Origin of the sequence: Methylobacterium litchii (genome assembly GCF_038442315.1) — a bacterium.
GTDB lineage: Bacteria > Pseudomonadota > Alphaproteobacteria > Rhizobiales > Beijerinckiaceae > Methylobacterium > Methylobacterium litchii.
The window spans coordinates 81,289-94,348 of record NZ_JBBXMY010000001.1 but is presented as its reverse complement, the minus strand read 5'-3'; the positions used below and the strand labels follow the sequence as shown (position 1 = coordinate 94,348).

The window sequence follows — 13,060 nt, the reverse complement described above, 5'->3', positions numbered from 1 at the left end:
GGGGGACGCCTCAGCCGCCCGTCACGCTCATGTGCCGGGGCACGGCCGCCGGACGCTGGCGCTCGATGACGAAGTCATGGCCCTTGGGCTTGCGGGAGATCGCCTCCTCCACCGCCCGCGCCAGCACGGCATCGTCCTGCGTGGCGCGGAGCACGGCGCGCAGATCCGCCGAATCCTCCTGGCCGAGGCAGAGATAGAGCTGGCCGGTGCAGGTCAGGCGCACCCGGTTGCAGCTCTCGCAGAAATTGTGCGTCAGCGGCGTGATGAAGCCGAGCCGTCCGCCGGTCTCCTCCACGCGGACGTAGCGGGCCGGGCCGCCCGTGCGGTCGGGGAGCGGCGTGAGGGTGTAGCGGCTCTCCAGGCGCTGGCGGGCCACCGAGAGCGGAAGGAACTGGTCGGTGCGGTCGGCCTCGATCTCGCCGAGCGGCATCACCTCGATCAGCGTCATGTCCATGCCGAGGCCGTGGGCCCAGGCGATCATGTCGGGGATCTCATCGCCGTTGACGTCGCGCAGCGCCACGGCGTTGATCTTCACCTGCATCCCGGCCTTGCGCGCGGCCTCGATGCCGCCGAGCACCACCGGCAGGTCGCCCCGGCGGGTGATGTCCTTGAACTTGGCCGCGTCCAGGGTGTCGAGGGAGACGTTGACGCGCTTCACCCCGAGGGCCGCCAGTTCCGGCGCGAAGCGCGCGAGCTGCGTGCCGTTGGTGGTGAGGGTCAGTTCTTGGAGCGCGCCAGAGTCGAGATGGCGCGAGAGCCGGCGGAACAGGTGCATGATGTCCCGGCGCACCAGGGGCTCGCCCCCGGTGATGCGCAGCTTGCGCACGCCGCGCGCGATGAACACACCGCAGAGCCGGTCGAGCTCTTCCAGGCTCAGGAGGTCGCGCTTGGGCAGGAACTGCATGTTCTCGGACATGCAGTAGGCGCAGCGCAGGTCGCAGCGATCCGTCACCGAGATGCGCAGGTAGGTGATCGCCCGCTGGAACGGGTCGATCAGCGGCGCGGGCCTCGCGCCGGCCGGCAGGACCGTCGAAGGGAGGGTGATGTCATCGGCCATTATGCCAGATATGATGGCCGGAACGCCCAGGGGCAAGCGCGCCCTGTGAGCGCAACCCCCGATTGCCGCAACGGTGTGACCCGTGAACCCTGTCCAGACCCAGGACCAAGGCCAGGATTTCTGGCCGACCGAGCTTCGCCTGTCCCCGGACAAGCGGATCCTCAACGTCGCCTTTGAGGACGGCACGCGCTTCGCCCTGCCGGCCGAATACCTGCGGGTGTCGAGCCCGTCCGCCGAGGTGCAGGGCCATTCCCCCGCCGAGCGGAAGGTGCTCGGCGGCAAGCGCAACGTCGCGATCCTCGGCGTGGAGCCGGTCGGCAACTACGCGGTGAAGCTCACCTTCGACGACATGCACGACACCGGCCTCTACGGCTGGGGCTACCTGCACGAGCTCGGCCGCAACTACGTGCGGCGGTGGGAGACCTATCTCGGCGAACTCGCCGAGCGGGGGCTCGACCGCGACACGGTGGCGCCCGCCAAGTCCGGCGGCTGCGGCTCGGGCTCCTGCGGCTGCCATTGATGCCGGGCTTCGCCTGCACGATCCCTGCCGTGCCGACCGTGCAGCAGGACGACGCCTCCGTGCGCGTCACGCGCTGGGATTTTACCCCCGGCGCCGTCACCGGCTGGCACGAGCACGGCTGGCCCTATGTCGTGGTGATGCTCGCCGACGGCATCCTGCGGGTCCATGACGGGCAGGCGGTGAGCGAGACCGCCCTGAAGGCCGGGGACACCTACACCCGCCCGGCCGGCATCCGGCACGATGTGATGAACGGCGCGGATCATCCGATCGCCTTCATCGAGATCGAGCTGAAGCGGCCCGGCGCCCTTTAGAGGCCCTACTCCTCCTCGCCGCCCTCGCCGCCCAGCGACCATTCCTTGACCCGCGCAAGGTGGTCGTAGGCCCCCGTGCCCTTCGCGTATTGCGGGTAGGGGCGTGAGGTGAAGGCCGCCTCCCCGGTGAGGAAGCGGGCGATCAGGCCGCGCAGGCGCTGCGTGTGCTCGGCGACGATCGCCTCGACGCTGCGCTCGTCGCCGCGCGGCGGCTTCACGGGGATCGGCACGAAGGCCTTCCGTCCGCCCGAGGCGTGGACGTAGAGCAGGTCCGGCGTCTGCGCGGTGCGCGGCAGGTCCTTGAACGCGCCGTGCATCAGCATCGCCGCCTCCAGCGTCAGCTGCGGCGAGAAGCCGGTGAAGATCTCCTTCGCGCTCGGCACGGTGCCGGTCTTGAAGTCCACGATGCAGGCGGTGCCGTCCGGCCGAAGCTCGATCCGGTCGGCGCGGGCGCGCAGGGTGAAGGTCTCGCGGCCGAGCGGAATCGTCCAGCGGCCGAACATCTCGGCATGGACGCGGGTCAGGCCGGGCCGCCGCTCGCCCTCCCAGGGCAGGTAGGACAGGGCCATGCGGGCGTAGCGCGGCCACCATTCCGCGTAGAGGCTCGGATAGGCGTCGTTGATCGGCCCGAAGGCGTCGGCGGCGATCTGGGCGAGGCGCTGGTCGGCCTCGGCCGGCAGCGCCTGCGGATACGCCGTGGCGAACTCCGAGAAGATGCGGTGGACCAGGGTGCCGCGCTCGCCCGCGCCGGGCTGCGCGGCCAGCGGTTCCAGCGGATCGAGGCCGAGGACGTGCCGCGCGAAGATCGCGTAGGGGTCGCGGACCAGGGTCTCGATCTCGGTGACGCTGAGGCTGCGGGGGAACAGGGCCGGGTCGGGCTTGGGCGCGGGCCGCTTCAGGCGCGGCTGGGCGGGCGCGGCATCGAGGGCGGCGGCGAGGCCCGACAGGCGCCGCCCGGCGTTCAGCGCCTTACCCCAGGCCTCCTCGCCCGCGAAGGCGCGCATCCGCTGGATCAGCCGCGAGGGGACGGTGGGCGAACCGTCGCGCTTGAGGGCGCGGGTGATCACCACGTCGTGGCAGCCCAGGGCCTCGGTGAAATCGTGGGCCATCTGGCCGATCCGCCGCTCCGGCGGGTCGAGGCCGATCCGCTCGCGCATCGGGCGATTGAGGAAGGCGTCGGTCACGGTGCGCACCGGCCAGACGCCCTCGTCCAGGCCGCCGACCACGATGCGGTCGGCCTGGAGCAGGCGCGCCTCGATCAGCCCGAGGATGCGCAGGCGCGGATGCGGCGAGGGCCCGGCGCAGCCGACCTTCCGCTCCCGCGTCAGGGTGGTGAAGAAGCTCGGATAGTCGGCGAAGTCGCCCTCCATCCCGCCGGGCTCGGCCATGTCGAGATCGTCGAACAGGGTGTCGAGGCAGGCGAGCGAGGCCTCGGCCTCTGCTTCCTCGTCCCCCTCCGGCCCGGAGAGCAGGGCCTCGCAGGCATTCCGGTGCCCGGCGGCCACGGCGACGAGGTCGCACGCCCCCGCGCCGTCCGGGCCGGGAAACTCGGCGAAGGCGAGGTCCAGCCGGTCGAGGATCGAGGCGGCCAGCTCCCAGTCGATCTCCGTCAGGCGCCGCTCGGCCCGGGGCGGGCGGCGGTCCGGGTCCTCCCCCGTCCGCCGCGCGGCGAGCGCCCGGCGCAGGCCCGCCAGGGTCGGGGCGGGGGCGGGGCCGCGCAGCAGGCCGATCTCCAGGGCGGCGGCGCCGCGCACCAGATCCGTGCGGGCGAGGCCGAGGCGCACCATCGGGTGGGACAACAGGGCGATGAGCCGGGCCGGGAGGGAGTCGGCCTGTTCGCGGGCGAGGTCGGCGGCGAATTCTGCCGCGAGGCGGGCGAGGCGCCCGGCCGGGGCGGCGGCGAGCGCCAGCCCGGCGGAATCCTCCGCCACGATCCCCCAGCGCAGCAGCTCGACGGCGACCCGGCCCGCGAGCCCCCGGTCGGGGGTGACGAGGAAGGCCGTCGCGCCGGGCGTCTCCAGGGTTTCGCGCAGTGCCAGCGCGGCGACCAGCGCCTCCTCGCGCTCGTCGGTGGCCTCCACCAGGGCGAGCCCGTCGAGGCCGAGCCGCGCGGTGGCCTCGCGCTCGGCCGGGTCGAGGATCGACCACGCATCGGTGGTGTCGGCGGGCCTGAGCGCCTGGGACAGCATCCGGGCGCGGGCCGTCCCGGCGGCGTCGGGGGTGCCGAGCGCGACGATCTCCGTTCGGTTCATGGCGAGGCCGCCCGGCCCGAGCAGCCGGTGCAGGATCGCCTGTGGATGGCCGTGGGCGATGGTGCGGGTGAAGCCCTCGCCGGTCTCGATCCCGTCCCAGCCGGCCTCGTCGAGGTCGAGATCGAGCCCCGGCAGCACCACCGCGCCGCGCGGCAGCCTCGCCACGGCGGTGATGAGCTTGGCGGTGGCGGGCACCGAGCCGAGGGAGCCCGCGACGATCACCGGATCGTCCGGCGCCTTGGCGAGGCGTTCGCCCTCCGCGAGGATCAGGCTGCGGGCGCGGGCGACGGGGTCGGCGAGCTCGCGCGCGTCGAGGAGCTTCGGCCAGTTCTCGGCGGCGATCTTCACGAAGTCGAGGGTCAGGCCGAAGTAGCGGGAATACTCCGCCTCCACCGCCCCGGCGATCTCCGACCAGGGCAGGCCCTCGACGGTGAGCGCGTCCATCAGCCCTTCGAGGTCGCCCGCCAGCCCCACCGCGTCGGCGGGGGAGGAGGGCACGAGGAACGGCACCTCGTCCTGCAGGGGCAGGAGCGAGCGGTCGACGGTCTGCGCCCAGGCGCGGACGAGGCGGGCGAGGATCAGCCGCCGTTCCAGCGGCGCGATGGGCGGCCGGGCCGGGGCGGCGCCGAGCAGCGGATCGGCGGCGAGGTCGAGTTCGGCTTCGTCCGCCTCGCCGAGCGGCACGGTGCGCGGCAGCAGCGCCGCGTCGCCCAGGCGTGCGGCCAGGATCGCCGACAGGGCGCGGGCCGCCCGGCGGGTCGGCAGGTAGATCGAGACGGAGGCCAGCGCCAGCGGATCCCGCACCACCGGCCCGACCAGCTGCCCGGACAGCAGGGCGTCGGCCATGGCCGGCAGGAACGGCACGCCGCGGGAGACGGTGAAGACGGCCTGGCGGGCGGTCATGGAGCGGGCGGGGTTTCGGGAGGCGAGGACGGGCCTCGCGGGAAGCCCTTATACACGCCCCGGCGGGGCGCCGCCCCCGATTGACGCCTGCCGATTGACGCCCGCTTGGCGGGGTGGGAAAGCCATGGGCATGAGCATGCCCGCCGATCCCCGTGCCGCCCTCGGCCTGCCGGTCCGAGAGGCCGATGTCGCCGCCATGAAGGCGGAGGCCGCGTCCTGGTTCGCCACCCTGCGGGACCGGATCGTGGCCGCCTTCGAGGCGATCGAGGACGAGGCGGAGGAGCCCCTGCACCCGGACGCCCCGCGCGAGCCCGGCCGCTTCGTCCTGACGCCGTGGCAGCGCACCGACCACAGCGGCGTGCCGGGCGGCGGTGGAGTGATGGCGATGCTCAGGGGTCGGGCCTTCGAGAAGGCCGGCGTCCACATCTCGACCGTGCATGGCGAATTCGCCCCCGAGTTCCGGGCTCAGATGCCCGGCGCGGCGGAGGATCCGCGCTTCTTCGCGACCGGCATCTCGCTGATCGCCCATCCCTGGAACCCGCACGCCCCGACCGTGCACATGAACACGCGGTTCGTGGCGACGACCAAGGCGTGGTTCGGCGGCGGCGCCGACCTGACCCCCGTGCTGGAGCGGCGGCGGACCCAGGACGACCCGGACAGCCGGCACTTCCATGCCTGCCTGCAGAAGGCCTGCGAGGCCCACGGGGTGGATCACGCCGCCTACAAGGCGTGGTGCGACGAGTACTTCCACCTCAAGCACCGGAACGAGCCGAGGGGCATCGGCGGCATCTTCTACGATTACCGCTGGAGCGAGGAGCCGCAGGCGGACCTCGCCTTCACCAAGTCGGTCGGCCTCGCCTTCCTCGACGCCTATCCGCCGATCATGCGCGAGAACATGCGCAAGGCCTGGACGGAGGAGGACCGCCACGAGCAGCAGGTCCGGCGCGGGCGCTACGTCGAGTTCAACCTGCTCTACGACCGGGGCACGATCTTCGGGCTGAAGACCGGCGGCAACGTCGCCTCCATCCTGTCTTCCATGCCGCCGACCGTGCGCTGGCCGTGAGGTCGCGCCCGCGATGACGGATGCCTATGCGCCGCAGCAGGATGCGGCCCTGAAGGCGATCGATGCGTGGCGCCGCGACGGCGGCGCGCAGGTGTTCCGCCTCTTCGGTTATGCCGGCACCGGCAAGACCACGCTCGCCCGCCGCATCGCGGAGGATGTCGACGGGTCGGTGGTGTTCGGCGCCTTCACGGGCAAGGCCGCCTCGGTGATGCGCCAGAAGGGCTGCCACGACGCCGCGACGATCCACTCGCTGATCTACCGCACCAAGGAGGCGGAGGAGGGCGGCGGCCCGACCTTCACCCTCAACCGCTCCGGCCCGGTGGCCAAGGCGGACCTCATCGTCATCGACGAATGCTCGATGGTCGATTCCGATCTCGGCAACGACCTCCTGTCCTTCGACAAGCCGGTGCTGGTCCTGGGCGATCCGGCCCAGTTGCCGCCGGTGCGCGGCGGCGGCTTCTTCACCGAGGCCGAGCCCGACGTGATGCTCACCGATGTCCACCGGCAGGCCAAGGACGACCCGATCGTGCGCATGGCCATGACCGTGCGCGAGGGCGGCCGGCTGGAGCGGGGGGAGTTCGGAGCGAGCCGCGTCGTCTCCCGCCGGGATCTCGACCCGGCGCAGGTCATGGAGTGCGATCAGGTGCTGGTCGGGCTCAACAAGACGCGGCGGCTCTACAACAACCGCCTGCGGGAGATCGCCGGCCACACCGATCCGATGCCGGCGGTGGGGGAGAAGCTGGTCTGCCTGCGCAACGACCGGGTGAAGGGCCTGCTCAACGGCTCGACCTGGACGGTCCATGCGCTGCGCGCGCCGCCCCGGCCCGACATGGTCCGCCTCGACATCGTGCCGGAGGACGATCCGGCGCTGCGCCGCCGCCCCACCGACATCAAGGTGCTGCGGGCGATGATCGCCGGCACCGACGAGGAGATCCCCCTCTACCAGCGCCGGGAGACCGACGAGTTCACCTACGGCTACGCGCTCACCGTGCACAAGGCGCAGGGCTCGCAATGGGACAAGGTGACGTTGTTCGACGAATCCTACGCCTTCCGCGAGCACCGGGCCCGGTGGCTCTACACCGGGCTGACGCGGGCGGCGCAGGCGATCACCGTGGTAGTGTAGGGCCTCAGGCCCGGCACGCCTCGAAGCCCTCGCGGATCGTCGCCTCGTCGAGGTTGCGGCCGATGAAGACCACGCGGCTGACGCGCTTCTCGTCCTTGCCCCAATCGCCCTGCACGTCCCCGTCGAGGATCATGTGCACGCCCTGGAAGACGAAGCGCTTCGGCTCGTTCGGGAAGGCGACGATGCCCTTGCAGCGCAGGATGTCCGGGCCCTGGACCTGCGTGAGGTTCGAGATCCACGGCATGAACCTCTCCGGGTCCACCTCGCCCTCGATCTTCGCGGAGATCGAGCGGATCTCCGAATCGTGGTGATGGTGGTGGCCCTCCTCCAGGAAGTCGGGCTCCACGTCGAGGATGCGGTCGAGGTCGAAGGCGTTGCGCTCCAGCACCGCGTCGAGGGGCACCGCGCAGTTCGTCGTGCGGTGCAATTGCGCCAGGGGGTTGATGGCGCGGATCTCGCCCTCCACCCGGTCGAGGTCGGCCGGTGAGACGAGGTCCGACTTGTTGAGCAGGATCACGTCCGCGAAGGCGATCTGGTTCTTCGCCTCGGGGGCGTCCTTGAGGCGGTCGGTGAGCCACTTGGCGTCGGCCACCGTCACCACCGCGTCGAGGCGGGCGGCGTCGCCGACGTCCTGGTCTACGAAGAAGGTCTGGGCCACGGGGGCCGGGTCGGCGAGGCCCGTCGTCTCCACGATGATCGCGTCGAACTTGCCCCGGCGCTTCACCAGCCCGTCCATGATGCGAATCAGGTCGCCGCGCACGGTGCAGCAGACGCAGCCGTTGTTCATCTCGAACACTTCCTCGTCCGCGCCGACGACGAGGTCGTTGTCGATACCGATCTCGCCGAACTCGTTGACGATGACCGCGTAGCGGCGCCCGTGATTCTCGGTGAGGATGCGGTTGAGCAGGGTCGTCTTGCCCGCGCCGAGATAGCCGGTGAGCACCGTGACCGGGATCTTGCCGTCCGTCTGGGGGGAATGTGCCATAGCGGCCTGCCGTGTTCGCGAAGGGTCGTCGGGGTTGTCGCTGTAACATTGTCACGCGACCCCGCCAACGGAAGGGCCCCCGTCCCCAGCCCGTCACAGGTCCGTCATGCGGGTCGATCACAGACGGAGGCAGCCCCTCACGAAACCGTCGTTTGCCGCGCGGCGGCCGAGGTTCTAACCCCCGTGCCGAGACGGTGGCGCGACCGCTTTCGCGTCATTGCCTTGGAAAAGCGCCAACCTCGGGTTCAACGCTTGCTCCCAAGGCAGGCGCGAATCGCGGCTGACATCTCTACGCCCGGCTGAAACGACGCCCATGGACGCCCGCAACCCCCTCCACCCGGATCAGGCAGGCCTCTCCCCGACGCGGCCCGCTCGGCGGCGGCGGGGCCTCGTCGTCCTCGTCCTGCTCGTCGTCCTGGGCGGCATCGGCGCCTTCGCGGCCCTGCGCCCGCACGAGGCGCGCGACCTCGGCGAGCGGGTGATCGCGGCGGCCAAGGGGCTGTTCGCCTCGGACGACCAGGATGCCGGGATCGAGGCGACCAAGGCCGCCCCGGTGGAGCGGGTGTTCCGCCCGAGCAAGGAGCAGCGCGCCTCCTTCGAGATCCTGCCCGTGGCGACCCAGGTCTTCCGGCCGGAGGGCGCGGCGGAGGGCCGCATCGCCCTCAACGACGACGACAACGTGCCCGTCGTCTCCCCCTATTCCGGCCGCGTGACCAAGGTGCTGGTCCGGGCGGGCGACGACGTGAAGGCCGGGGACGTGCTGTTCGTGGTCGAGGCCACGGACATGGTCCAGGCGCAGAACGATTATCAGGCCGCGCTCAACACCCTGCAGAAGCAGCAGGCGCTGCTGAAGCTCGACCAGACCATCGCCACCCGGCAGCAGGAGCTGTTCCAGGCCAAGGCGGTGGCCCTGAAGGATTACCAATCCGCGCAGAACGACGTGATCGCGGCGCAGAGCGACCTGAAGACCGCCGAGGCCGCCCTCGACGCGGTGAAGAACCGCCTGCGGCTGCTCGGCAAGACGGACGCGGAGATCACGGCCTACGAGAAGAACGGCACGATGAGCCCGGAGACCAAGATCCGCGCGCCCATCCCCGGCACCATCGTCCAGCGCAAGGTCGGCACCGGCCAGTACATCAACGCCTCCGGCGATCCGCAATTCGTGATCGGCGACCTCTCCACCGTCTGGCTGATCGCCAACGTGCGCGAGAGCGAGATCCCGAAGATCCGCATCGGCCAGGAGGTCGAGGCGAAGGTGGCGGGGTTCGGCACCCGCGTGTTCAAGGCGCGGGTGAACTACATGGCCGCGAGCCTCGACGCGGCGACGCGCCGCCTCGCCGTGCGCAGCGAGGTCGACAATCCCGACCGCCTGCTCCGGCCGGAGATGTTCGCCACCTACACGATCATCACCGGCAAGGGCGAGCCGAGCCCGAGCGTGCCGCTCTCCGCCGTCGTCTACGAGGGCGGGCGCACCCATGTCTGGGTGGCGCGGCCGGACGGCGCCGTGGAGGCCCGCGACCTGCAACTCGGGCTGATCAACGGCGACAACGCCCAGGTCGTCTCCGGCCTGCAGGCCGGCGATCAGATCGTGACCCGCGGCGCCCTGTTCATCGACAGGGCGGCCACGGGCGACAAGGCGTCGTGAGGCGGGCGCGATGAACGCTCTGATCGTCTTCGCGCTGCGGCAGCGCGTCCTCGTCTGCCTGCTCTTCGTGCTGATGCTCGGCATCGGCTACGCCGCCTACACCAAGCTCAACATCGAGGCCTATCCGGACCCGGTGCCGCCGCTCGTCGACGTCATCACCCAGAATCCCGGCCAGTCGGCGGACGAGATCGAGCGATACATCACGATTCCCCTGGAAGTCGCGCTGGCGGGCATCCCCAACACGACCACGGTGCGCACCATCTCGCTGTTCGGCCTCTCCGACGTGAAGGTGCAGTTCAACTACGAATACACTTACAACGAAGCGCTCCAGCGGGTGCTCAACCGCCTGTCGCAGGCGCCGCAACTGCCGAACGGCGCCCAGCCGGCGATCTCGCCGACGAGCCCGGTCGGCGAGATCATGCGCTACAAGCTCGTCGGCCCGGCGGGCTACTCGCCGATGGACATGAAGACCCTGCAGGATTGGGTGCTGCAGCGCCGCTTCAAGGCGATTCCCGGCGTGGTGGACGTCACCGCCTTCGGCGGCAAGGCCAAGGAATTCGAGGTCGCCGTCGACCTGAACCGGCTCCAGGCGCAGGGCCTGACCCTGGTGCAGCTGACGAACGCCCTGAACAACGCCTCGATCAATGTCGGCGGCCAGACCCTCAATGTCGGCCAGCAATCGGCGGTGGTGCGCGGCGTCGGCCTGATCCGCGACATGGACGACATCAAGGACACGCTGATCAGCCTCGTCAACGGCGTGCCGGTGCTGGTGCGGGACGTGGCGGACGTGCGCGTCTCGAACGCGCCGCGGCTGGGCATCGTCGGCCACGACAACCAGCCGGACGTGGTCGAGGGCATCGTGCTGATGACCCGCGGCGGCGAGAGCCTGCCGACCCTGGAGCGGGTCGAGGCCGAGATCGACAAGATCAACGCCTCGACCGTCCTGCCGCCGGACGTGAAGATCGAGCGGATCTACGACCGCTCGGGCCTGATCCACACCACCACCCACACGGTGATGCACAACCTCGTCTTCGGCGTGGTGCTGGTCTTCGTGGTGCAGTGGCTGTTCCTCGGCTCGCTCACCAGCGCGATCATCGTGGCGGCGACGATCCCCTTCGCGCTGGGCTTCGCCATCCTGATCCTCGTGATCCGGGGCGATTCGGCGAACCTCCTCTCGCTCGGCGCCATCGATTTCGGCCTGATCGTCGATGCGACGGTGATCATGGTCGAGAACGTGTTCCGCCATCTCGCCGAGCCGGAGCATTCCGAGGGGCAGCCGGCCCCGGGGGGCCTGAAGGGGCGGCTCGGCACCATCGCCATCGCGGGCGCTGAGGTGAACCGGGCGATCTTCTTCTCGGCCACCATCATCATCGTCGGCTTCCTGCCGCTCTTCACCATGTCGGGCGTCGAGGGCCACATCTTCGGGCCGATGGCCAAGACCTACGCCTACGCCCTGGTCGGCGGCCTGATCGCGACCTTCACCGTCTCGCCCGCCCTCTCGGCGATCATGCTGCCGAAGAAGGTGGAGGAGCGCGACACGCTGATCGTGCGGGTGCTGCGCGTCGGGCATGAGACCGCCCTGCGCTTCGGCCTGCGCAACCGGGTGATCACCGTCGCCGTGACCCTCGCGGTCCTCCTCGGTTCGGGGCTGGCCGCCCGGCATCTCGGCCTGGAATTCCTGCCGAAGCTGGAGGAGGGCAACCTCTACGTGCGCGGCACCATGCCCTCCTCGATCTCCCTGGAGGCCGGCAACGCCTACGTGCAGCGCCTGCGCAAAATCTTCCAGGACGTGCCGGAGGTGGTGACGGTCATCTCGCACCAGGGGCGGCCGAACGACGGCACGGACGCGACCGGCTTCTTCAACGTCGAGATCCTGGCGCCCCTGAAGCCCGCCGACCAGTGGCGGAAGGGCCTCGACAAGGACACCCTGATCCGCAACCTCGGCACCCAGCTGGCCGAGGAGTTCCCCGGCATCGAGTTCAACTTCTCCCAGTATATCGAGGACAACGTCCAGGAGGCGGCCTCCGGCGTGAAGGGCGAGAACTCGGTCAAGATCTACGGCACCGACCTCGCGCAGCTGACGAAGACCGCCAACCAGGTGAAGGCGGTGCTCTCCACGATTCCGGGCATCACCGACCTCTCGGTGTTCGAATCCCTCGGCCAGCCGACGGTGCGGATCGACGTCGACCGGCACAAGGCCGCCCGCTACGGCCTCTCGATCAGCGACGTGAACACCACGATCCAGGCGGCGGTCGGCGGCCAGACGGTGGGCGACCTCTACGAGTACGGCTCGGACCGGCACTTCCCCATGCGGGTGCGGCTCGCCAAGGAGTTCCGCTCGTCGCTGGCTACGATCCGCAACATCTCGGTCGGCGCGCAGAACCCCAATGGCGGTGTGATCCAGGTGCCCCTCTCCGAGATCGCCGACGTCGATCTCGTCTCCGGCGCCTCGTTCATCTACCGCGAGGACCAGGAGCGCTACATCCCGGTGAAGTTCTCCGTGCGCGGGCGCGACCTCGGCTCGACGGTGCTCGAAGCGCAGCGCCGGGTGGAGCAGGAGGTCGACATGCCCTCCGGCTACCACGCGGAATGGGTCGGCCAGTTCACGAACCTCACCGAGGCGGCGACACGGCTCAGCCTCGTCGTGCCGATCACCCTGCTGCTGATCGCGCTGCTGCTGTTCGTGAACTTCTCCTCCGTCACCGACATGCTGCTCACCCTCTCGGTGATCCCGATGGCGATGATCGGCGGCATCTTCGCCCTGTTCGTGACGGGCACGCCCTTCTCGATCTCGGCGGCGATCGGCTTCATCGCCCTGTTCGGCATCTCGACCATGGAGGGCGTGATCCTGCTCGCCTACTACAACCAGCTCCTCGAGGAGGGCTGGGAGCGGTCGGAGGCGATCTGGAACGCCGCCGTGGTGCGCATGCGCCCGGTGATGATGACCTGCGTGGCGGCCTGCGTCGGCCTGCTGCCGGCGGCGATCTCCACCGGCATCGGCTCGCAGGTGCAGAAGCCGCTGGCCCTCGTGGTGGTCGGCGGCATCCTCCTGGCGCCGAACCTGATCCTCGTGATCGTGCCGATCCTGATCTCCCTGTTCTCCCGGCGGAAGACCAACCCCGACGCGCGGGCGCTGCGCGAACACCGGATGGCGGCGTGATGGCGGGCCTTGCGCGCGGCGCCGTGGCCGGCGAGCCACAG

General features: G+C 70.5%; 9 protein-coding genes. 6 read left to right on the top strand and 3 right to left on the bottom strand.

Translation table 11 applies throughout. The annotated features are described in order from the left end of the window. Positions 1–10: 10 nt before the first annotated feature. Positions 11–1,057 carry a GTP 3',8-cyclase MoaA gene (gene moaA, locus AAHF99_RS00445; RefSeq protein WP_342162187.1) on the bottom strand — a complete coding sequence of 349 codons (1,047 nt, stop codon included), beginning with the start codon at positions 1,055–1,057 and terminating at the stop codon, positions 11–13. Positions 1,058–1,139: 82 nt separating this feature from the next. Here moaA and AAHF99_RS00440 point away from each other — a divergent pair, with 82 nt between their 5' ends. Beyond that, positions 1,140–1,577 carry a gamma-butyrobetaine hydroxylase family protein gene (locus AAHF99_RS00440; protein ID WP_342162186.1) on the top strand — a complete coding sequence of 146 codons (438 nt, stop codon included), beginning with the start codon at positions 1,140–1,142 and terminating at the stop codon, positions 1,575–1,577. Then, the gene (locus tag AAHF99_RS00435) at positions 1,577–1,888 is read left to right on the top strand and encodes a cupin domain-containing protein (RefSeq protein ID WP_342162185.1); all 312 of its coding nucleotides are present in this window, start codon (positions 1,577–1,579) and stop codon (positions 1,886–1,888) included. The genes AAHF99_RS00440 and AAHF99_RS00435 overlap by 1 nt, the downstream gene beginning before the upstream one ends. A gap of 5 nt (positions 1,889–1,893) precedes the next feature. Here AAHF99_RS00435 and addB read toward each other — a convergent pair whose 3' ends face one another. Further along, complete coding sequence (gene addB / locus AAHF99_RS00430) at positions 1,894–5,043, bottom strand: double-strand break repair protein AddB (RefSeq protein ID WP_342162184.1); 3,150 nt, start codon at positions 5,041–5,043, stop codon at positions 1,894–1,896. Positions 5,044–5,173: 130 nt separating this feature from the next. Between addB and hemF the strand changes: the two genes are divergently transcribed. Both hemF and AAHF99_RS00420 read left to right on the top strand, forming a co-directional pair. Next, positions 5,174–6,106, top strand: a complete 933-nt coding sequence (gene hemF, locus AAHF99_RS00425) for an oxygen-dependent coproporphyrinogen oxidase (RefSeq protein WP_342162183.1) — start codon at positions 5,174–5,176, stop codon at positions 6,104–6,106. Between the two features lie 13 nt (positions 6,107–6,119). Further along, positions 6,120–7,229 (top strand): ATP-dependent DNA helicase, encoded by a 1,110-nt coding sequence (locus tag AAHF99_RS00420; protein WP_342162182.1) that lies wholly within the window; start codon positions 6,120–6,122, stop codon positions 7,227–7,229. Between the two features lie 4 nt (positions 7,230–7,233). Here the strand turns inward: AAHF99_RS00420 and AAHF99_RS00415 are convergent, their stop codons facing one another. Continuing rightward, positions 7,234–8,214 carry a CobW family GTP-binding protein gene (locus AAHF99_RS00415; protein ID WP_342162181.1) on the bottom strand — a complete coding sequence of 327 codons (981 nt, stop codon included), beginning with the start codon at positions 8,212–8,214 and terminating at the stop codon, positions 7,234–7,236. Positions 8,215–8,527: 313 nt separating this feature from the next. Between AAHF99_RS00415 and AAHF99_RS00410 the strand changes: the two genes are divergently transcribed. Both AAHF99_RS00410 and AAHF99_RS00405 read left to right on the top strand, forming a co-directional pair. Further along, on the top strand, positions 8,528–9,859 hold the full coding sequence (locus AAHF99_RS00410) for an efflux RND transporter periplasmic adaptor subunit (protein ID WP_342162180.1): 1,332 nt from the start codon (positions 8,528–8,530) through the stop codon (positions 9,857–9,859). Positions 9,860–9,869: 10 nt separating this feature from the next. Next, positions 9,870–13,019 (top strand): efflux RND transporter permease subunit, encoded by a 3,150-nt coding sequence (locus AAHF99_RS00405; protein WP_342162179.1) that lies wholly within the window; start codon positions 9,870–9,872, stop codon positions 13,017–13,019. Positions 13,020–13,060: the final 41 nt, after the last annotated feature.

What these genes read in the sequence shown, in the direction of transcription:
- moaA (WP_342162187.1), bottom strand. Translation starts at nt 1,057, where the DNA reads ATGGCCGATGACATCACCCTCCCTTCGACGGTCCTGCCGGCCGGCGCG.
- AAHF99_RS00435 (WP_342162185.1), top strand. Translation starts at nt 1,577, where the DNA reads ATGCCGGGCTTCGCCTGCACGATCCCTGCCGTGCCGACCGTGCAGCAG.
- addB (WP_342162184.1), bottom strand. Translation starts at nt 5,043, where the DNA reads ATGACCGCCCGCCAGGCCGTCTTCACCGTCTCCCGCGGCGTGCCGTTC.
- hemF (WP_342162183.1), top strand. Translation starts at nt 5,174, where the DNA reads ATGAGCATGCCCGCCGATCCCCGTGCCGCCCTCGGCCTGCCGGTCCGA.
- AAHF99_RS00420 (WP_342162182.1), top strand. Translation starts at nt 6,120, where the DNA reads ATGACGGATGCCTATGCGCCGCAGCAGGATGCGGCCCTGAAGGCGATC.
- AAHF99_RS00415 (WP_342162181.1), bottom strand. Translation starts at nt 8,214, where the DNA reads ATGGCACATTCCCCCCAGACGGACGGCAAGATCCCGGTCACGGTGCTC.
- AAHF99_RS00410 (WP_342162180.1), top strand. Translation starts at nt 8,528, where the DNA reads ATGGACGCCCGCAACCCCCTCCACCCGGATCAGGCAGGCCTCTCCCCG.
- AAHF99_RS00405 (WP_342162179.1), top strand. Translation starts at nt 9,870, where the DNA reads ATGAACGCTCTGATCGTCTTCGCGCTGCGGCAGCGCGTCCTCGTCTGC.